The sequence below is a fragment of the Streptomyces buecherae genome, assembly GCF_014295035.1.
Lineage (GTDB): Bacteria > Actinomycetota > Actinomycetes > Streptomycetales > Streptomycetaceae > Streptomyces > Streptomyces youssoufiensis.
The window spans coordinates 7,151,793-7,171,987 of the sequence record NZ_CP060404.1 but is presented as its reverse complement, the minus strand read 5'-3'; the positions used below and the strand labels follow the sequence as shown (position 1 = coordinate 7,171,987).

15 protein-coding genes are annotated in these 20,195 nt (G+C 73.6%); 3 read left to right on the top strand and 12 right to left on the bottom strand.

Annotated elements, in window-relative coordinates; all coding sequences use genetic code 11:
- Positions 1–89 precede the first annotated feature (89 nt).
- On the bottom strand, positions 90–1,058 hold the full coding sequence (locus tag H7H31_RS28635; protein ID WP_187063960.1) for an ABC transporter permease: 969 nt from the start codon (positions 1,056–1,058) through the stop codon (positions 90–92).
- A gap of 596 nt (positions 1,059–1,654) precedes the next feature.
- On the opposite strand from H7H31_RS28635, the gene H7H31_RS28630 reads away from it, so the two are divergent.
- Entirely contained in the window at positions 1,655–2,086 is a 432-nt protein-coding gene (locus H7H31_RS28630) for an SSI family serine proteinase inhibitor (protein WP_187063959.1), read from the top strand.
- 258 nt (positions 2,087–2,344) lie between these two features.
- On the opposite strand, the gene H7H31_RS28625 is transcribed toward H7H31_RS28630, so the two are convergent.
- The 8 genes from H7H31_RS28625 to H7H31_RS28590 form a co-directional block, all read right to left on the bottom strand.
- A complete protein-coding gene (locus H7H31_RS28625; protein WP_187063958.1) occupies positions 2,345–3,409 on the bottom strand; it encodes a S1 family peptidase in 1,065 nt (354 codons plus the stop codon).
- Between the two features lie 338 nt (positions 3,410–3,747).
- The gene (locus H7H31_RS28620) at positions 3,748–4,836 is read right to left on the bottom strand and encodes a slipin family protein (protein ID WP_187063957.1); all 1,089 of its coding nucleotides are present in this window, start codon (positions 4,834–4,836) and stop codon (positions 3,748–3,750) included.
- Between the two features lie 187 nt (positions 4,837–5,023).
- The gene (locus tag H7H31_RS28615; protein WP_187063956.1) at positions 5,024–5,947 is read right to left on the bottom strand and encodes a S1 family peptidase; all 924 of its coding nucleotides are present in this window, start codon (positions 5,945–5,947) and stop codon (positions 5,024–5,026) included.
- 291 nt (positions 5,948–6,238) lie between these two features.
- Positions 6,239–7,228, bottom strand: coding sequence for a DUF1684 domain-containing protein (locus tag H7H31_RS28610; protein ID WP_187063955.1), 990 nt, complete (start codon positions 7,226–7,228; stop codon positions 6,239–6,241).
- Positions 7,229–7,242: 14 nt separating this feature from the next.
- Positions 7,243–8,571 (bottom strand): NtaA/DmoA family FMN-dependent monooxygenase, encoded by a 1,329-nt coding sequence (locus H7H31_RS28605; RefSeq protein WP_187063954.1) that lies wholly within the window; start codon positions 8,569–8,571, stop codon positions 7,243–7,245.
- Entirely contained in the window at positions 8,568–9,593 is a 1,026-nt protein-coding gene (locus tag H7H31_RS28600; RefSeq protein WP_187063953.1) for an LLM class flavin-dependent oxidoreductase, read from the bottom strand. Before H7H31_RS28600 ends, H7H31_RS28605 begins: the two co-directional genes overlap by 4 nt.
- Before the next feature lie 99 nt (positions 9,594–9,692).
- The gene (locus H7H31_RS28595; protein ID WP_187063952.1) at positions 9,693–11,792 is read right to left on the bottom strand and encodes an FAD/NAD(P)-binding protein; all 2,100 of its coding nucleotides are present in this window, start codon (positions 11,790–11,792) and stop codon (positions 9,693–9,695) included.
- 942 nt (positions 11,793–12,734) lie between these two features.
- A complete protein-coding gene (locus H7H31_RS28590; protein WP_187063951.1) occupies positions 12,735–14,063 on the bottom strand; it encodes a DUF5685 family protein in 1,329 nt (442 codons plus the stop codon).
- 230 nt (positions 14,064–14,293) lie between these two features.
- On the opposite strand from H7H31_RS28590, the gene H7H31_RS28585 reads away from it, so the two are divergent.
- Complete coding sequence (locus tag H7H31_RS28585) at positions 14,294–14,728, top strand: cell division protein SepF (RefSeq protein WP_176160906.1); 435 nt, start codon at positions 14,294–14,296, stop codon at positions 14,726–14,728.
- Between the two features lie 170 nt (positions 14,729–14,898).
- Here the strand turns inward: H7H31_RS28585 and H7H31_RS28580 are convergent, their stop codons facing one another.
- Both H7H31_RS28580 and H7H31_RS28575 read right to left on the bottom strand, forming a co-directional pair.
- Positions 14,899–16,086, bottom strand: coding sequence for an acyl-CoA dehydrogenase family protein (locus tag H7H31_RS28580; RefSeq protein ID WP_187063950.1), 1,188 nt, complete (start codon positions 16,084–16,086; stop codon positions 14,899–14,901).
- 184 nt (positions 16,087–16,270) lie between these two features.
- The gene (locus H7H31_RS28575) at positions 16,271–18,010 is read right to left on the bottom strand and encodes an MFS transporter (RefSeq protein WP_187063949.1); all 1,740 of its coding nucleotides are present in this window, start codon (positions 18,008–18,010) and stop codon (positions 16,271–16,273) included.
- A gap of 759 nt (positions 18,011–18,769) precedes the next feature.
- On the opposite strand from H7H31_RS28575, the gene H7H31_RS28570 reads away from it, so the two are divergent.
- Positions 18,770–19,726, top strand: coding sequence for a phosphatase PAP2 family protein (locus tag H7H31_RS28570; protein WP_187063948.1), 957 nt, complete (start codon positions 18,770–18,772; stop codon positions 19,724–19,726).
- A gap of 147 nt (positions 19,727–19,873) precedes the next feature.
- On the opposite strand, the gene H7H31_RS28565 is transcribed toward H7H31_RS28570, so the two are convergent.
- Positions 19,874–20,089 carry a proteinase inhibitor I78 gene (locus H7H31_RS28565; RefSeq protein ID WP_187063947.1) on the bottom strand — a complete coding sequence of 72 codons (216 nt, stop codon included), beginning with the start codon at positions 20,087–20,089 and terminating at the stop codon, positions 19,874–19,876.
- Positions 20,090–20,195: the final 106 nt, after the last annotated feature.

Sequence of the window (20,195 nt, the reverse complement as noted above, 5' to 3'; positions counted from 1 at the left end):
GGCGGGTGCGCGGCGCTCGGGGTCGGTGCCCGCCGCGTGGGCGGGCGCTCGCGGCGCTTCCGGCGCGGCCCGGGGGCGCCGCCGGCGGGTCAGCGGGCCGTGCGCGGGTCAATGGCGTCGCGCACGGCGTCTCCGAGCAGGTTGAAGGCGAGGACGAAGACGAGGATGGTGACGCCGGGGAAGACCATGTAGGTCGGGTCGTCGTAGAAGACCTCGGAGCCGCGCGAGATCATCCGGCCCCAGTCGGGGATCGGTTCGTTGATGCCCACGCCGAGGAAGGACAGCGCGGCCTCGGCGGTGACGATGCCCGGCACGGCGAGCGTGACGTGCACCAGCACCGGGGCCCAGACGTTGGGCAGCAGTTCCCGGAAGATGATGTGCCGCCGCCCCGCGCCGACCGCCCGGGCCGCCTCGACGAACTCGCGCTCCCGCAGCGACCGCACGGTCGTCCGCAGCACCATGGCCAGCGGCACCCAGCCGAAGGCGGAGAAGACCGCGATGAGGACCGCGAACTGCATCCAGGCGGGTTCGTTTTCGCCGGGTGACACGAATCGGGTCTGGATGATGGGGCTGAGGGCGAGCAGAAGCAGCAACGTGGGAAATGCGAGTAGCACATTGCAGATAAAGCCGAATACCCGGTCCGTGATTCCGCTCAGATAACCGGCGGTCACCCCGAGCACGATGCCGATGACGGCGATGACGGCGACCGAGGCGAGGGCGATGAGCAGCGAGGTGCGCATGCCGTAGAGCAACTGGGTCAGCACGTCGCGGCCGAGCCCCGGTTCGATCCCGAACCAGAAGTCGGCGGAGATGCCGCCGTTCGGCCGCACCGGAAGACCCTCGGGACTGAGCAGGTCAGGGTCGTTCTGGCCGTAGTGCTCGGTGGGGTTCTTGCCGTAGAGCGCGGCGATCAGGGGCGCGCAGACGGCGAGCACGGCACACAGCAGGACGACACCGAGGGCGGCCATCCCGACCCGGTCGCGACGCAGCGCGCGGGCGGCGGTGACGAGTGGGCCCGCGGGCCCACTGGACTTCACTTCGGCCATCACTTCGGCCATCGCTGCCGTTCTCCTGAATCTCAGCGGGGATCGCCCGCAACCAGTTCGCGACTATTAGAACGACGGCTCGATGCAGTGGCAAATCATCTCTTTCGATGGCTCATAAACGACGAAGAAAACATTTCACGGAGGCGGCTTTATTTCACGCTTACGTAACGCACCCGAAATAAAAACCGGGACAAAAGCCACACAGCACCCGGCGGACGTCACATGCGGGCCGACGCTGAGATTCCGCTCACACTGCCTTCAGTTCCAAGGTTCAACGAACAATCGACCTTGATTGAGAGGACAATCGACGGCGTGCGCCTGTCCATCCACGACGGGCGAGCGTGCGAGCGATGCGTTCCAGCCGATCCGCGCCCGCCGGCTTTCGAACCCACACGGCGCACGCCACGCCCGCGATCAACCCGGACGCACCGACGCGCCCCAGGTCCCCGCATCGCGACCACGGCCCGACACATCCAGGCGTAACGCCACGATAAGCCACCGTTCGATTACGAGTGGTGACCGGAAGCGAGCCATCGCGCGTGCGATCACCGCATGCGTCCGTAAGACTCCGGTCCGTATCTGCCACCTCGAACAAGGGAGTGTTCGACATGCGGAAGATCGCTGGGGGACTCGCACTGGCCGCGGCGCTGAGCATCGGCTGCCTGGCCACCGCCGTCGGGACCGCGCACGCCGCGCCCGCAGGCACCACCTCGCTGTACCCGCCCTCGTCCCTGGTGCTCTCGGTCGCGCCGGGCGAGGACGCCACGGCCGTCGCCACCCGCGCCGTGACCCTGACCTGTCAGCCCAAGGCGGGCGGCAGCCACCCGGCGCCGACCGCCGCCTGCGCCGAGCTGGGCGTCACCGGCGCGGACTTCGCCCACATGACCGAGTCGGCCGACGGCTCGTTCTGCACCCGCGAGTACGACCCGGTCACCGTCGTGGCGCAGGGCGTGTGGGAGGGACGGAACGTCTCCTTCACGCACACCTTCGGCAACTCCTGCCTCCAGCAGGCCGCCCGGGGCACGGTCTTCCACTTCTGAGCCCGGCCCGTCCGCCGAGCGCGATCCGCCCGCTGAGCGCGATCCACCCGCCGGGCGCGACCCGTGATCGACCCCGCCCACCGGGCGGTCCCACGGGTACGTCGGGCCGGCGGCGGTGAGCGCCGCGCGCACGAGCGGCCCCCGGACACGGTGTGGGTGTCCGGGGGCCGCTCCCCGTGCGGGGCGTCGTGGCGCGCGGCGCCCGCCGATGGGTCGTACGGCCCACGGCCGTGCGCCGCGCCGACGCCCACGCGCCGGTCAGCCGATCTGCGTCCCAGTGGCCTGCAGGGCCTCGGTCACCGGCTGGAAGAAGGTCTCGCCGCCCGAGCCGCAGTTGCCGCTGCCGCCCGAGGTCAGGCCCAGCGCGGTGTCGCCCGCGAAGAGCGAGCCGCCGCTGTCGCCGGGCTCGGCGCACACGGTGGTCTGGATCAGCCCCTCGACCGTGCCCTCCTGGTAGTTGACGGTGGCGTCGAGCGCGGTGACGTCGCCGTCGTGCACCTGGGTGGTGCTGCCGCTGCGGGTCACCTTCTGGCCGACGGTGGCCTCGCCGGCCTTGGCGATCGCCTGCGTGCCGCCGTACAGGTTGACCTCGCTCGGGTGCGGGACGTCGGCCGTGTACTTGGCGATGCCGTAGTCGTCGCCCGGGAAGCTGCCGCCCTCGGTCGCCGCGACCTGCTGGCCGCCCTGCGAGTCCGACCAACCGGAGACGGCGTTGGTGCAGTGGCCCGCGGTCAGGAAGTACGGCTCGCCGCCCTTGGTGACGTTGAAGCCGAGCGAGCAGCGGGAGCCGCTGCCCCAGATCGCGTCGCCGCCCGCGAGCAGCGGCTTGAGGGTGTTGGTCGAGCGCTTGACCGTGACCCGGTCGCCGAGCGAGTCGGTGACCTTGGTCAGCTTGGCCAGCTTGCCGCCTCGCACCGTGCGGTCGGCGGTGACGACGACCGTGTTGCTCTTCGGGTTCATCGCCCAGGACGTGCCGGGGATGGTGGCCTTGGCCTTGAGGGTGCCGCGCGCCTGGTTCAGCGCGGCCAGCGAGTGCTTGACGATCCGGGGCTCGGCGCCGGCCGCGCGCACCCGCTCGGCGGCGGAGTCGTCCACCACGTTCACGACGAGCTTGCGGTCCTTGGCGTCGTAGTACGAGCCAGCAGCGGTGTCAGCGCCGAGGTCGGCGGTGATGTCGGTGGCCAGCGCGCCGGCGGCGGTGGCCGTGAGGGGGTCGGGGGCGGTGGGCGCCGCGTTGGCGCTCTGGAGCGTGAGGGTGGTGGTGATCAGTGCCGCTACGCCGACGCCGGCGATGGCCGAACGGCGTACGCTAGTGCGCTTCAACTCAAAACCTCCAGTGGGGGGATGGGCCCGGCTTGTGGGGGTTCGGACCCGGAGGAGGCATGCACGGGCCGCTCACCAGGAGGACGCGTCCATGCCAAGTTGCTCCGCTGAGTATTCCCAGGCTCTCGCGCGGCACACAAGGTCGCGTTCACGTCGCTGCCTTGACGCGCCCCACGCGCTACCCGAGTCACAGAACACACCTACCGCGCCCACGTCAGACTCGCACCCGGACACGCGCCGTGCGGGGCCGTACACCTGCGGTGATCGCCGCGCGTGGCTGATACTGCCGCCCGCTCGCCGTCTGGCCCGGCGGGGCGCGGCCGGCGCGCGCGGGTCGGCTAGCGCCCTTCGTCGCGCCGCTCGTCGCGGGACGTGACGGCGCCCGGCCCGGCTTCGCCGCCGGCCCGCGCCGGGGTGCCCTGGGTACGGGCCCGCGCCGTGGACGCCGGCGCCTCGCCGGCCGCGCGCCGGGCCGTGACGCCCGCGAGCGCCCCGGCGCGCGCCGGAGCCCGACCCGCACTCGGCACGCCGGCCGGGGCGGCGCCGGACGGCTCGGCCATCGGCTCGTCGGCTGGGGAGCCCCGCGCGGCGGAGCCGTCCGCCGAGGGGCCGTTCGCGGGAGAGCCGGTGGAGCCGTCAGGGACGCCGGCGGGCGGCGGCGCGGCCGGCTGCTGGGCCCGTTCGAGGAAGCGCAACAACTCCACCGGGAAGGGCAGCACCAGCGTGGAGTTCTTCTCCGCCGCCACCGCCACCACCGTCTGGAGCAGGCGCAATTGCAGGGCGGCCGGCTGCCGGGACATCTCGCTGGCCGCGTCGGCGAGCTTCCTGGACGCCTGGAACTCCGCGTCCGCGTTGATCACGCGGGCCCGCCGCTCGCGGTCGGCCTCCGCCTGCCGGGCCATCGACCGCTTCATCGTCTCCGGCAGCGACACGTCCTTGATCTCCACCCGGTCGATGTGCACGCCCCAGCCCACGGCCGGGCTGTCGATCATCAGCTCAAGGCCCTGGTTGAGCTTCTCCCGGTTGGAGAGCAGGTCGTCGAGGTCGCTCTTGCCGATGATCGAGCGCAGCGAGGTCTGCGCCATCTGGGAGACCGCGAACCGGTAGTCCTCCACCGCCACCACCGCGTCCGCCGGCGACACGACCTTGAAGTAGACGACGGCGTCCACCCGGACCGTCACGTTGTCCCGGGTGATGCCCTCCTGGGCGGGGACCGGGAGGGTGACGATCTGCATGTTCACTTTGCGCAGCCGGTCCACCGCCGGCACGATCATCGTGAAGCCGGGCTGCCGCACCTCGCGCCGGAGCCGGCCGAGCCGGAAGACGATGCCCCGCTCGTACTGCTTGACCACCCGGGCACCCGCCACGGCGTACGCCACGCCGCAGCAGAGCAGCACCACCAACACCGTCAGCAACGTCTCGATCATCACGGCCACCTGCCGTCCGTAGCGCGAGCGATGCCCCATCCGGGCTACTGATGTCCACGATAGCCCCGATTCACCCGATTGGCCCCGTAATGCCAGGTGGAGAGGGCGGCGGGCCCGGCCGGGGCCGCCGCCCTCTCGGCCGCGGCGACCCACCACGTACGGCCGGGCCCGGTCAGGTCAGGTCAGGTCAGTAGACGTTGACCTTGTACTTGCTCAGGGCCTCCTTGACCGGCTGGAAGAACGTCGTGCCGCCCGACGAGCAGTCGCCGCTGCCGCCGGAGGTGAGGCCGAGGGCGGTGGTGCCGGAGAACAGGGCGCCGCCGCTGTCGCCGGGCTCGGCGCAGACGTTGGTCTGGACGAGGCCGGAGACCACGTCCCCGCCGCCGTAGTTGACGGTGGCGTTCAGGCCGGTGACCTTGCCGCCGCGCAGCCCCGTGGTACTGCCGCTGCGCTGGACCTTCTGGCCGACGGTGGCGTTGGCCGCCTTCTTGATGTCGCGCGACGAGCCGTTGTACAGGTTGACGGTCCCCGGGTGCTTGAGGGAGCGGTTGTCGTAGCGGATGAGGCCGTAGTCGTTCCCGGGGAAGCTGGACCCGACGGTCTTGCCGATCTTCGTGCGGTGGTTCGACGTGGTGTACCAGGGCGGCTTGCCGTCGGTGCAGTGGCCGGCGGTCACGATGAAGTACTCGCCCTTGGCGTTGCGCGCGTTGAACCCGGCCGAGCAGCGCCAGTCGCCCGCGTAGATGGCGTCGCCGCCGGCGATGAGCTTGTTGAAGGTGCCAGGGGTGCGCTCGACGCGGATCGCGCCGGCGTGCGCTCCCGCCGCGCGCCTGAGCCGGGATATCTCGGCCCGGCTGACGGTGCTGTCGGCGGTGACGACGAGGGTGTTGGTGGCCTGGTCGACGTACCAGGCGGTGCCGGGCACGTTCGCCGAGCGGACCGCGTCGCCCGCGGTGACCGCCCGGACCGCGGTGGGCGCGGCCGGCGCGTCGGTGGCGGCTCCGGCGGCCGGCACCGCGAGTGCGGAGACGGCGGCGAGTCCGCAGGTCACGCCGATGAGGCGGACGCGTCCGCGCGGGCGGGAGCGGAGCGTGGTGCGGGTGTTCCTCAACTCTTCCTCCGGGGAAGTCGTGGGCCGGCTGCCGCGCCGGGCCCCGGGTGGCACGGCCACGGGGGTACGGCTGCCCGGCCGGCACGGCACGGCACAGCTACACGACGCTTCCGCCACGCTTCACGTCCCCCCTGACGAGCGCTGCCCGGAAGTATTCGGGCTGCGGCCGGCGCCGCACAAGGGGGTGTTGACCCGCCCTCGACGGCGCCCGGCGCCCACCGCGCCCGGAACGGCCCGCTCCCCCGCCGCCCCACCGGCCCACTTCCCCGTCGAGCCGGCGGCCGGCCCCGCTCAGCCCGTCGCGAGCGGGTTGCGCTCACCCGCCGTGAGCGGGAACGGGAGGGTGTTGCCGGGCGGCGGGAAGGGGCACAGGAAGTGGTCGGTGAACGCGCACGGCGGCAGCAGGGTGCGGTTGAAGTCCAGCGTCAGCCTCCCGTCGACGCCCGGGGCGCCGGGACGCAGGAAGCGGAACCGGTAGCTGCCGCCCTCGGCCCTGGCCCGCCCGCTGGTGGCGTCGGCGAGCACGATCCACAGCGAGCCGTCCCCCTCGTCCCCGGCCACCAGCGTGTGTTCCACGCCCTCCACCGTGAACACCACCTCGCCGGTGAGCCCGAGCCCCCGTCGCGCCCCGTCGGCGTTGGCCACCTGGATGGTGCGCCCCTCGGGGAACGGCCGGAAGACGGCGGGCACCGCCCAGCGCTCGGCGTAGTCGAACGCGTCGATCCCCGCGAACGCCCGCCGGGCCGCCGCGTCGGGGTCGAAGACCCGTACCGCCCACAGGCCCTCGCGGCGCAGCACCACCAGGTGCCGGTCGCCGCTGGTGACCCGGGCGTCCAGCGGTCCGTGCTCGGGCCCGAGCCTGGCCTCGCCCTCCAGCGGCTGGCCGTCCACCGCGAGCAGGTCCTCGGCGGTGGCGCTGACCACGAGTTCCTCGCCGTCCTCGGTCCATCGCCCCGGCACCCCGGGCAGCCTGCCGTCCGGCGCGTCGGCCAGCCAGTGGGTGCCGGTCACCGACAGCGGGCCGTACGGCGCGGCGACCGCCTCGGTTCGCTCCCGCAGCCAGGCGCGCCACTCGGCTCGCTCGGAGGTCTCGCCCGACGGCTGGTGCCGGGCCGCGTCCGGCCCCGGTATCTCCGGCTCACCGCCGGCCCCGGGCTCGCTACCGGTCCGGGCCGTGGAGTGCAGGATCGTTCCCGGCCGCACGGCGCCCTTGGGCGAGGCCGTCTCCGCGGGCCGCGCCGGGGTGGCCGCCGTACCGCGCTGTGCCGCTGTGTCCGTCATGCTGTTGTGTCCTTTCACGAGGGCTGGGCGAGCCCGAGATGGGCGCGCAGCGTGCTGCCGGTGTACCGGGTACGGAACGACCCGCGCTCCTGGAGCAACGGCACCACCTGCTCGACGAAGTCGTCGAGCCCGCCCGGAGTCAGGTGCGGTACCAGGATGAAGCCGTCGGCGGCATCCGTCTGGACGAAGGTGTCCATCTCCTCGGCGACCGCCGCCGGCGTCCCGATGAAGGACTGCCGCCCGGTGGCCTCGATCACGGTCTGCCGGATGGACAGCCCCTTCTCCTCGGCCAGCGCCCGCCAGGAGGCGACGACGGCGCGCGGGTCGGCGTGCCGCACCCGGCCCTGGCTGAGCTGGGCGTCGTAGTCGGGTTCGATGTCCGGCAATGGGCCATCCGGGTCATATCGCGATAGGTCGACTCCCCAGATCTGCTCCAGCGTGAGCAGCGCCGTCTGCGGCGAGATCTGCTGGTGCCGGATCTCGGCCGCCTTCTCCTGGGCCTCGGCCGCGGTGTCGCCGAGCACGAACGTCACCCCCGGCATGATCTTGAGGTCCGCGGGGCGGCGCCCGTGCGCGGCGAGCCGGCCCTTGACGTCGGCATAGAACCGCCGGCCGGCCTCCAACGTGCCGTGCCGGGTGAAGACGACGTCGGCGGTGGCCGCGGCGAACTCGCGCCCCTCGCTCGAGTCGCCGGCCTGGATGACGACCGGGTGGCCCTGCGGGCCACGCTCCACGCTGAAGTGGCCCTCGATGTCGAAGTGGCGTCCGTGGTGCGCGAAGGCGCCGGCCCGCGCGCGCTCGGCGCCCGGCGGCCAGGAGTCCCACAGCTCGCGCGCGGTGGCGACGAACTCGGCGGCCCTGGTGTAGCGGTCGGCGCGGTCCAGGAAGCCGCCGCGCCGGAAGTTCTCGCCGGTGAAGGCGTCGGATGAGGTCACCACGTTCCAGGCGGCGCGCCCCCCGCTCAGGTGGTCGAGCGAGGCCAGGCGGCGGGCGAGTTCGTAGGGCTCGTTGAAGGTGGCGTTGACGGTCGCGGCGAGCCCCAGCCGTTCGGTGACGGCGGCCAACGCGCTGAGCACCGTGATCGCCTCGGGCCTGCCGAGGACGTCGAGGTCGTGGACGCGGCCCTGGTGCTCGCGCAGCCGCAGCCCCTCGGCGAGGAAGAAGAAGTCGAACAGGCCGCGCTCGGCGGTCTGGGCCAGGTGCGTGAAGGACGCGAAGTCGATCTGGCTGCCGAGCGCCTGCGGCGCCGCGGTCCACACCGTCGTGTTGTTGACGCCCGGGAAGTGGGCGGCGAGGTGGATGGGCTTACGGCTGGTACGCGGGGTGCCCGAGGTGTCGGTCATCGCGCTGATGCCTCCCTGGCGAGGGCGTAACGGTTGGCCGGGCGCGGCAGGCCCAGGTGTTCGCGGAGCGTGGCGCCCGGATAGAAGTGGCGCGCCAGGCCGCGGTGTTGCAGCACGGGCACCGTGCCGTCCACCAGGAGCCGCAGGTCGCGCTCGGGGTTCCGGGGGCGGAAGTGGAAGCCGTCGGCGACGCCGTCGGTGTGCCAGCTCGCGGCGAACTCGGCCAGCGCGACCGCGTCGGCCGACGCGTCGAGGTCCACCGGCAGCGAGGCGAGCACGATCAGCCGGTCCGGCTCCCGGCCGCAGGCGCGGGCGCGTTCGCGCAGGTCCGCGCGGACGGTGCGGACCACGTCGGGGTCATCGGTGCGGATGAGGGCGACGTCGGCGTGGCGGGCCGCCGCCGCGCGGGCGTGGGACGGTGTGGCGTCGATGACGGTCACGGGGTGCCCCTGTGGCGGGCGGGGCACGATGGAGGGGCCGCGCACCGAGAAGGTGGCCGACTCGAAGTCGACGTAGTGCAGCTTGTCCCGGTCGACGAAGCGACCGGTGGCCACGTCGCGGATCTCCGCGTCGTCCTCCCAACTGTCGAAGAGCCGGGTGACGACGTCCACCACCTCGCCCGCCTCGTGCCACAGCTCCGGCGCGGGGGCCGCCGGCCGGCGGCCGACGAGCCGGGCCTCGGCCTCGGTGGCGGAGACCTCGACGATCCAGCCGGCCCGCCCACGGCTGACCCAGTCCAACGTGGCGACCTGGGTGGAGACGTGGAACGGTTCGGTGTGGGTGGTGGTGACGGTCGGCACTAAGCCGATGCGGTCCGTGGTGGGGGCGACGCGGGCCAGCACGGCGAGGGCGTCGAGCCGCGCCACGCCGGGCGCGGGCTGGCCGAGCGAGTCGTCCAGGGTGACGAAGTCGAAGGCGCCACGCTCGGCGAGGTGGGCCCGGTCGACGAAGGCGGACGCGGTCTGGGGCGCGCCGCCGTCGATGGCGACGGCCAGTCGCAGCGGACGGTTCAAGGGGGGCATGGGGGTCCTCAGGGTCCGTGGGTGGATAGGCGTCGGGCGGTCGTTCTCGCGTCGGCCCGGGCCGGCGCTGCGCGCGAGCCCGGGCCGCGCCGGGGCCGGTCAGGCGGTCAGCCGCGCCGGCCGGGCGTCCTCGGTGAGCAGGCGCAGCAGGGCCCGGGCCACCGCGTCGTTCTGGCGTACGGCGGGGGCTCCGGTGCCGGGTCGGGCGAAGGCCGCGGCGACCCGGGCGTCGGTGGGGGCCCCGATCGCGAACCGGCGCGGGTGCGGCCGGCCGGCCCGGTCGAGCAGCCGGGCGTCCTCGGGGCGTACGGCGACCAGCCCGCCGGGCGTCACGCGCAGCCCGTCCGGGTCCTCCTCGTGCAGGGCGCGCAGGAGCCGGTCGCGGGAGCGGGCCACCGACGGGTCGGGCAGCCTGGCCTCGACCAGCGCGGCGGCCTCGATCCGGTGGCCGGGCACGGAGGCGCTGGTCGCCACGAAGGCGCCGCGCGCCGGATCGGCGGTGACGCTCATGTCGGCCCCGACGAAGCGCACGACGCCGGCCCGGGACAGGGCGAGCAGTTGCCGCAGCCGGGGGCCGGGCGGGCCCGAGGCGAGGTAGCTGAAGAAGCCGTGCCACCACGGGCCGATGTCGCCCAGCCCGGCGACCTGCCCGTACACCGCCAACAGGCCGAGGAAGACGGCCAGGTCGGGGCTGTGTTCCGGGTCGTGGCGGCGTATCAGGTCGGCGGTGACGTAGTCCCGCAGCCCCTCCTGGAGCGCGGCGTGCGACGCGAAGGTGACCCCGGCCAGCGGGCGGTCGAGGCGGGTCAGGTCGAGCCGGTCGGCGGGGTCGGGCACTGCGTCGGCCACCAGCGCGGCCAGCGCGGGACCGTCCACCTCGCAGGCGGCGTACGCCGCCTCGAACTCCGCCCAGCTCCCGACCGTGCGCTCCGGGTGGGCCGCGAACAGCCGGTGGTAGTGCACGTAGCCCAGTTCCTTGCGCACCAGCGGCCACGCGTCCCGGGCGAAGTCGACCGGCCGCTGCCGGCGCAGCGCGTCGGCCACCTGCTCGGGCCCGAAGAAGCGGGGCAGCGGGGGCAGTTCGCCCGTCCAGTCGTAGCCGAGCTTGGCGTGGTACGGCACGCCGCGCCGCGACCCGACGTACAGCACCGGCTCCCGTCCCGACGGCCGGTAGACCAGCTCGGGGCCGTCGCCCGGCCCCTCGCCACGGGCGCCGGGCGCCTCGGCGTACGTCCCGCCGCGCCCCTCGGTTAGCAGCACCATCAGGTCCACGAAGGCCAGCCCGAAGCCGCGCACCAGTACCGGCTGGCCGGGGCGCAGCGCCCGCAGGTCGCTGTCGGCGGTGTACTCGGGCGGCAGGTACGTCAGCCGGTGCCGGGCCGCGAACGAACCCAACTCCCGCTCTCGCGCGTCGGGTTCGGCGTCGAGGTGGCCGAGGGCGAGCACGACGGCGTCGGCGACGAGCGGCAGTTCGCGGCCCTCCAGCCACACGCGTTGCGCGCCGTCGCGCGGGCCGGTCAGCCGCACCGCGCGACGGCGGTGGACGCGCAGCTCGACGCCGGCCGGCAGCGCGGCCACCGCCCGCTCGTACACCCAGCGCAGATACGCGCTCTGTAGCCGCCGGGTGGCGAAGGTGCGCCCGGTCAACGCGGCGACCTCCGCCGCGAGTTCGGGCGCCAGCGGCACGGCCAGCCGCCCGGCGCGGATGTCCTCGGCCCACTCGGCGAGCGAGGGCCCGGAGTCCGGCGGCCCGTCCCGCTCGGCGTCCCAGCCACGGCTCCCGTCGTCGAACACGGACACGTCGGCGGCCATCGAGTTCATCCACAGCAGCGGCGACTGCCGCGGTCGCCAGACCCGACCGCCGCCCGGCGGGTGCGGGTCGACGAGGTGCAGCACGAGCCGCCCGCCCCACGGCGTCGCGCCGCCGCCCGGGCCCGCGCCGGCGCCGACCCGTCGAGGTCGCGAGGGCAGGGGGCCCGCGCCGCCGCGCGGCCGACCGCCGACCGGCGAACCCGCGCCGACGTGCGAGGACGCGCCGGCCGGCGAGGCGACCAGGTCGGCGGAGGCCGGCAGGAGTTGGGCGGCGCGCGCGGCGATCCGGGCGATCAGGCCCACACCGCGCGGGCCCGCGCCGACGATCGCGATGGCTGGCGGGCGGGGGCGTCGGGGGAGAAGGGAGCTATCCGGTGACACGGACATGCGAAGACTCCGTGGGTGCTCGAATCCGAGCACGCGTCCTGTCCACACACCGGTCGAGCCCCTCAGCAGGACCGGACTGTGAAGGCTATGCGTTGGCCACTGCCCGCTGTCAAGGCTGTCCATACTGTGAACGGCGCGTCTCACGTCAGTTGACGGACAAACGGAAGCCTGCTCCACTTGGCCCATGTACTCAGGGCAGCGCCTGGTCACCCGCGACCACATCGACTTCGGTCGGGTGTGGTCCTCCTCCTGTTCGGGCTGACACTGCTCCTTCACGCCTGAGCGCCCGCCCTCACCGGCCCGGCCGCGCTCGGCCCCCCGTGACCTCAGCCGTTACGGCCCCAACCCCCGCGCGGGCGAACGCGCCCCGCACCCACGCTTTTCGGCACGCATCCCCACACGGTCAACGCTCGGCCTCCCCTCGCCTTGCTCACGCACCACCCTGTCCTGACGTCGCTCCCCCGGACTTTCACCCACCCTCGCCCACACCACGACTCGGCCCGTCCCGCCCCGAACTCCACCCACCTCACGGCCGTACGACACTGGCCTCTCAACTCCCATGCCGCTGCTACCTGTTGAACCCGACCTCGCCCCACCCTGGAGGCGACGGCCACCCACCGACCGTCGCCTCCGGCGCCCACTCACGCGCGTGACGAGGTTCCACGCCGCCCCCGACACCACCAGCCACCCTCACCACACCCGCACCCGAGTAACCCATCGGAGACTCGCCGCGCCACTACCCGCCAGAACCAACCGCGCCACGGACGAAGCGCCGCACATGCGCGCGTACCGCCGCCGGCCGCTCCAGCCAGGGCTCGTGCCCCGAGCGCTCGATCCGCGTCAGCGGAACCGCGAGCCGCCGCGCGAGCGCGGCGAGGGCCGAAAGCGGGCGGAGGTCAGCAGCCCCACCGAGCAGTTCCGCCCGCGCGGGCAGGCAGGTACTCAGCAACTACAGTCGCAACACTCACAACATTCGCAGCACTCACAGCACTCGCAGCATTCGCACTTGTGGCACCAGCCGCCGCGCTTGTCGCCGCTCCACGGGTCGTGGTACTCCTCGCGGCAGCAGAGCTGACACGTGCAGCACAGGCCGAGCCAGACGGCGCAGCCGGGGACCAGTGAGCGTCGGCGCGGCGGGCGGCCGGGGGAGCCGCCGGCGTCGCCACCTCCGCCGCCGTCGCCGCCCCCGCCACCGAACCAGTCCCCGTCCGGACCGCCGTGGCCCGGCCCCGGGTGCAGCGGCTGGGGTGTGCCGTGGGAGCCCTGCGGCGCGTTCAGGCCGCCGTACGGGGCGTACGGACCGTTGCCGTGCGCGGGCTGGCCGCCGTGCGGCTGGGCGTACGGATTGCCGTACGGCTGCTGGGTTCCGGGGCCGTACGGGTTCGCGGGGTGGCCCGCCGGGTGCGAGCAGGTGGGGCCGAACGCGCGATCCACGGCGTGCCGCAGCTCGTGCGCGAGCAGCACGTGGGCGAGCTTGCCGTCGGTGAACTCCACGTCCCGCAGGGCCAGCCGCACCCCGTGCACCGCGTCCTCGCACAGCCGCCGCGCCTCGGCGAGCGTCGCGCCCGTGGCGAGCAGCGGGTTCCACGCGCCGGTGCGCGCGTCCTCGTCCAGGTCCTCCACCGCGTCCAGGAGGTGCGCGAGACGGCCGAAGAGTCGCCCGACCTCGGCGAGCGGGGCCCGGTTCGCCGGTCGGCCGGCCAGCTCAGCGGTGTGCGCGAAGGCCGCGGCGGTCGCGGTCTCGGTCGGTTCGGTGATGGTCAGCAGCGGGGTGCCGCGGCCGGCGAGCGCCTCGATGTCCGGCTGCCGGTCCACCGCCGCCACCAGCACGGCCGTGTCGAAGCCGAGGTCGGAGCCGGTGAGCGCGCCGGCCCGGTCCCAGCGGGTGGCCACCCGACGGGCCGCGGCGGCCACCGGGCGGCGGCCCAGCGCGCCGTCGCCGTCGGCGATGTGGTCCCGGACCTTCGCCGACGCCAGCACGAGGGAGACGGCGGCGGCCAGTCGGGCGCCCTCGCCGCGCGCGACGGGCGCGGTGCGCATGCCGCGCAGCGGGCAGGGCCCGGCGGTGCGCCGCCCGGCCGCGCGGGTGACCTCCGGCGACTGGGCCTCCACCAGGACGGAAATAATCAGGCCGTCATAGTTGGTGGCAACTCGGGCGAACTGGCCGTGGTCGGCCCGTAGCGCCAGGCACAGCCCGCACAGATGTGCCATCCAGTCGGTGCGGAGACGATCCGACAAGCGATGCCGACATGGTCGGACAATCCCAAACAAAGCTTCCTCGTTCCCCCGTACGCCGCGTGGCGTCACTCATTTAGCCGGCGAGTCTAACTACCATGCCGTCAGGCCCCCTGCAGGGGAGGAACTCTGATTCCTGGGCATGCGTTGTGCACCAGTACCGTCACGAATCCCCTGTGCGGCGGCAATCCGCTTGGCACATCATCTACAACATGGCCGACCATAGAGGAGCGGACAGTACCCACCGCACGTGAGAGGAGGCGTCCATGGGATCGGTGCGCAAGGCGAGTGCTTGGCTTGGCCTCGTCGACGACAGCGATGATGAGCGCTACTACGACGACGACTACTCCGAGGGCCCCGAGCCCGGCGACGCCTGGGTGACCGACCCGCGGGTGCGGGTCGCCGACCAGGCCGCGCAGGACCAGGGCTCGCGCATCGCCACGGTCACCCCGGACGGCTTCCGTGACGCGCGGGGCATCGGCGAACTGTTCCGCGAGGGCATCCCGGTGATCGTGAACCTCACCGCCATGGAGCCCGCCGACGCCAAGCGCGTGGTGGACTTCGCCGCCGGGCTGACCTTCGGGCTGCGCGGCTCCATCGAGCGGGTCGCCACTCGGGTGTTCCTGCTCACACCGCCTGACTACCAGGTCGTCAGCGGCGAGGCCCGCCGCGGCAACAGCGGCTTCTTCAACCAGAGCTGACCTGGCGGCGTGCGCGCCTTCGCGGCGCACGCCGCCGGGCCGGGTCCGGCCCCGGTCACCCGACCTGCGCCGCCACCCCGCCCGTCCCGCGCATCCCACGCGCCCCGCTCGATTCCTTCGCGCCTCTCATCCCGCTCGTCGCGCTCGGCCCACCCGCCTCGCCGGGCCCGTCAGCGGAACGCGTCGAGCCCGGTCAGCGCCTTGCCCAGCACGAGCTGGTGCATCTCCACCGTGCCCTCGTAGGTGAGCACCGACTCCAGGTTGGTGGCGTGCCGCATCACCGGGTACTCCAGCGAGATGCCGTTCGCGCCCAGGATGGTGCGGGCCGTACGGCAGATCTCGATCGCCTCCCGCACGTTGTTGAGCTTGCCGAAGCTGACCTGTTCGGGCCGCAGCCGGCCGGCGTCCATCCGACGCCCGAGGTGGTACGCCAGCAGCAGGCCCTTGTGGAGTTCGACCGCCATGTCGGCGAGCTTGGCCTGGGTGAGCTGGAAGCCACCGATCGGCTTGCCGAACTGCTCGCGGGTCTTCGCGTAGTCCAGGGCCGCGTGGAACGAGGAGCGCGCGGCGCCCAGCGCGCCCCACACGATCCCGTACCGCGCGTGGTTGAGGCAGCTCAGCGGGCCGCGCAACCCGGTGACCTCGGGAAGCACCGCATCGGCCGGCAGCCGCACCTGGTCGAGGACGAGTTCGCTGGTGACCGAGGCGCGCAGGGACCACTTGTGGTGGATCTCGGGGGCGGAGAACCCGGGCGCGTCCGTCGGCACGACGAAGCCGCGGACGCCCTCGTCGGTCTGCGCCCAGACGACGGCCACGGCGGCCACCGAGCCGTTGGTGATCCACATCTTGCGGCCGGTGAGCACCCAGTCGGAGCCCTCGCGCCTGGCCGTGGTGCGCATGCCCGCGGGGTCGGAGCCGTGGTCGGGTTCGGTCAGGCCGAAGCAGCCGATCGCCTCCCCCGCCGCCATCGGCGGCAGCCAGCGCTGCTTCTGCTCCTCGGAGCCGTAGCGGTGGATGGCGTACATGGCCAGGGAACCCTGCACCGAGACCAGGGAGCGGATGCCGGAGTCGGCAGCTTCCAGCTCCAGGCAGGCGAGCCCGTACTGGACGGCGCTCGCGCCCGCGCAGCCGTAGCCCGTGAGGGACATGCCGAGCGCGCCGATGGAGCCGAGTTCCCTGGCCAGGTCGCGGATGCCGGGCAGTTCGCCGCGCTCGTACCAGTCGGCGATGTGCGGCAGCACCCGGTCCGTGGCCCAGTTACGGACGGTGTCGCGCACCGCGAGGTCCTCGGGCGCGAGGAGGTCGTCGATGCCCAGCGGGTCGGTCGGGTCGAACGGCGGCAAGGTGCGCGCGGACATGAGGGCGGCCTCCGGCTCGGGTGCGGTCTGGGTCGGGACCGGCGGCCGGGGCCCGTACCGCCTCGGCGACCGGGGTGATCATCCCGTTGCGTCCGACGCTACTTCCGGGTACGAGACGGCGTCCAGCCCCCCTTTGCCGCCAGCGTCGCGGGTTCGGCGTCGGCGTCGGCGCGGGGCGCGCGTGTCAGCGGCGTGCGGACGAGGTGGCCGGGGTCGTGTCGGGCACGGCGTGCTCGTCCGCGTCGGGCGCGTCGGGATGCCGGCGCCGGCGCGGCACGGTGTTTTCCTTGCCGCGCGCGTGCTTGGGCGCGGGGGTCGGGCGGGTCGTGTCGTCGTCCGGGTCCGCCGGGCCGTCCATGGTGCGCGGCAGGCACAGCGCGGCGAGCGCGCCGAGCAGCAGCAGGCCGGCGCTGACCCAGAGCGTGCTGTGCAGGCCGGTGACGAAGGAGTCGCGGGCGGCGGCCCGCAGCGCCGCGCCGGACGCCCCGCCGAGCGCGTCGGAGACCTCGTACGCCTCGCCGAGCGAATGGCTCGCGGCCCTGGCGGAGTCGTCGGGTATGCCCGGTGTCGCGGCGACCCGTGGGGCGTAGGCGGCGTTCATGACGCTGCCGAGCAGGGCGATGCCGAGGCCGGCGCCGAGTTGGTAGGAGGTCTCGCCGATGGCGGCGGCCCCGCCCGCGCACTTGGCCGGCGCCTCGCTGAGCATCGACTCGTACGCCCCGAACAGGGTGGTCTCCAGGCCGAAGCCGAGGAGGACGAAGCCGCAGACCAGGACGGCGGGGCGGTCGTGCTGGCCCATCGCGGTCAGCGACAGGACGGCGCCCGCGGTGATCGCGAAGCCGAGGGCGACCATGGTGCGCGGGCCGAGCCGGTGCAGCATGCGGGAGCCCACGAGGCCGGCGGCCATGGCCGCGAACGTGAGCGGCAGCAGCCGGAGGCCGGTCTCCAGCGGGGTGAGGCCGAGGACCAGTTGCAGGTACTGGGCGGCTATCAGCTCCAGTCCGACCAGGGCCAGCATGGCGAGCACGATGCAGCCCACCGCCGTGCCGAACGCGGGCCGGGCGAACAAGGCCAGGTCCACCAGCGGGTTGTCGCGCCGGCGCTGGCGGCGCACGAAGAGCACCAGGAGGACGCCGCCCAGCAGCGTCGGGCACGCGGTCCCGAGTTCGGCCAGGCCCTGCCCGTTGCCCAGCCGCTTGACGCCGAGGACGGCGCCGAACAGGCCGAAGGCCGCCATCAGCGCGCCGGTCACGTCCCAGGGGCCGTTGCCGTCGCCGGTGGACTCGGGCAGCAGCCAGCGGCCGACGGGCAGGGCGACGACCATCAGCGGGATGTTGATCAGGAAGACCGAGCCCCACCAGAAGTGCTCCAGGAGGAAGCCGCCGAGCAGGGGGCCGGCCGCGGCGCCGACGGCCGCGACGGCGCTCCAGACGCCGATCGCGACGGCGCGCTCGCGCCGGTCGGGGAAGACCTGGCGGAGGATCGACAGCGTGGCCGGCATGATCATCGCGCCGCCCACGCCGAGCAGCGCCCGGGCCACGATCAGGACCTCGGGCGTGGTCGCCAGGGCGGCGAGCGCGGAGGCCAGGCCGAAGAGTCCGTAGCCGAGGAGCAGGACGCGCCGGCGGCCCACCCGGTCGCCGAGGGTGCCGAAGAGGATCAGCAGCGACGCGCACACCAGTGGATAGACGTCCACGATCCACAGCAGCTCCATGGAGCCGGGGCGCAGGTCCTCGCTGACGGCCGGGACCGCGACGTGCAGCACGGTGGCGTCCACGGCGACCAGCAGCAGGCTCACGCACAGCACCACGAGCACGAGCCAGCGGTCGGCGCCGCCGCTCGCGTCGCGCCAGCGCGAGGCACCGGGCCCGGACCGGGAAACGCCCGCTGACCGCCGGTTGCCGGTCGTGGTCGTCCCGGTCATAGAGGTACCTCCCTGTGGTGCGCTCGCGGCGCGGGACCTGCTCGGGGCATGACGTCGACGTGACGTCGAGAAGGCAGTCCGGTGGCCCTGCGGATTGGGCGAGTGAGACGTCAGCGTACGCGAGTCGCGGTGGGGGCCACGTACCTCACCGCCCTGTGAGCCCCTTGCCCCATTTGCCCCAACCATTCGTCTGACCTGCGCTCACACCCCGCCCGACCCGCACGGCCCGGGCCCGTACCGGGCTCGGCGACGGCCCGACCAAGCCGTCGGCGGTCGGACATCCGCCCGAGCCTCGCGCCCCCGGCCGGGGCCGCGGCGCGCGCGGAGGCCACCGGCGCGCACTATGGCCGGATGTGATCGCGCGCCAGGAGCCGTCGCGCGGGACTCGGGCCGCGACACCGGCCGTTCACCGAGATGATCACCGCGCGTCCGGTGGGGTCGGCCGCCGCCCGGCAACCGGATGGGAAACGGCGGGGAACGCCAGGGCCAATCAGCGATAAACAGAGGAGCGCTAATAGAATAAACGGGTTCCGCGCGATCCCGATGAGAAGCGCTACGGGAATAGACAAGCACTCCCGGCATTCCGTGAAATCGTGAACGGCAATGCCGAGAACGAGACCCTCTCCACATCACATCGTCATCACAAAGAGACGTGATCGACCGATGTCACCTGTCACGCAATGTAATGTCGATTGAGTGCGTACCGATGACAAGCTTCCTCAGGCGGAGGAGCGCCCAGCCAAAGTCGCGCGACCGCGCATGACGCGGACGCGGGGCTGGCTGCTGGGGTCCACTCTCGCGGTCTACGTGGCCACGGTGGTCGGCGTGCTCACCACCTCCTGGCTGGTGAGGCTCGACTGGCAAGTCATGTTGTTCCGGCCGTACAAGCAGTGGCCGGAATTCCACACCTTCCTGGACTACTTCGTCGTGCTCGGCCAGCGCGGGCCCACGGCCGTCATGGTGACCGCCTGGCTCGGCTGGTGCTGCTGGCGGCAGCGCAGCCCGCGCCCGCTGCTGCTGCTCGGCACCTCGCTGCTGCTGCTGAACGCGACCGTGGGCGCCGCGAAGCTGGGCATGGGCCGCCTGGGCCCGCACTACGCGACCGTGGTCGGCTCGAACGAGATGTGGGCCGACGGCGATATATTTCCTTCGGGTCACACCGCGAACGCCGTGGTCACCTGGGGTGTGCTGGCCTACCTGGCGACCACGCCGGGGGCCCGCAGGGTCGCCTCGGTGATCGCCTCCGTGGTCACCCTGGGCGTGGGGATGACGACGGTCTACCTCGGCACGCACTGGGTCAGCGACGTGCTCCTCGGCTGGGCCGCCGGCCTGCTGATCCTGCTGGCGCTGCCGATGTTCGAGGCGCCGATGGCCTGGGCCGAGATGGTGCTGCGGATCGCCTGGGCGCGCCTGCGCGCGGGCTCCCTGTTCACCCCGCAGCCGACGGCCGCGCTGGCCAACCCGGCGCTGAGCACGCCGCGGGCCACTTCGGACGAGGAGCACCACCCCCGCGAGCGGCTGCCGTTGGCCGGCCGCGCCGGCGGTGCCGCGCGGGCCCCGGAGAGCTGGCCGCACCATCCGGCCCGGCCGCACACCGCGCGCTCCGAGCGCACCCCCGTCACCCCGACCGGCAGCCGCCGCCCGCCGCACGCGGACCGCTCCCGCAGCGCGCCGCTCGGCTCGGCCGGCGCCCCGCGCGGACGCACCGGCGGCTGACGGCCGGCGGTCGCGCGGCGCCGCCCGCGCGACCGCGGCCCGCACGATCGGCGCGCACACCGGCGGGCCACCCGACGGCGAAGGCCCCGACGCTCGATGGAGCGTCGGGGCCTTCGTCGTCCGCGCCGGGGCTTCGCCGCCACCGGCTCAGCCCTTCCAGCAGCGCGCGACGACGCCGTCCTCGACGGTGAAATTCAGTCGGCCGGTCAGGTACTCCATGGTGATGATCGCGCCCTTCGGCAGCGACCTGACGGTGGTCCAGCCGCGCTCCCTGGCCCGCCGCTCGGCGGCCTCGCCGGCGAGGCCCACGTAGGAGTCCAGGTCGTCGGCCGGTTCGGCCGGGGGGTTCGGTAGAGGTGCCATGCCAGCCACCGTAGGCGCCCCCGCCGGGTGACGGAAGGCGGGGCCCTGCCAGCGGAACATGGCCCACGGGCGCCTCACTGGTCACACTTGGGTCACAGAAAACACG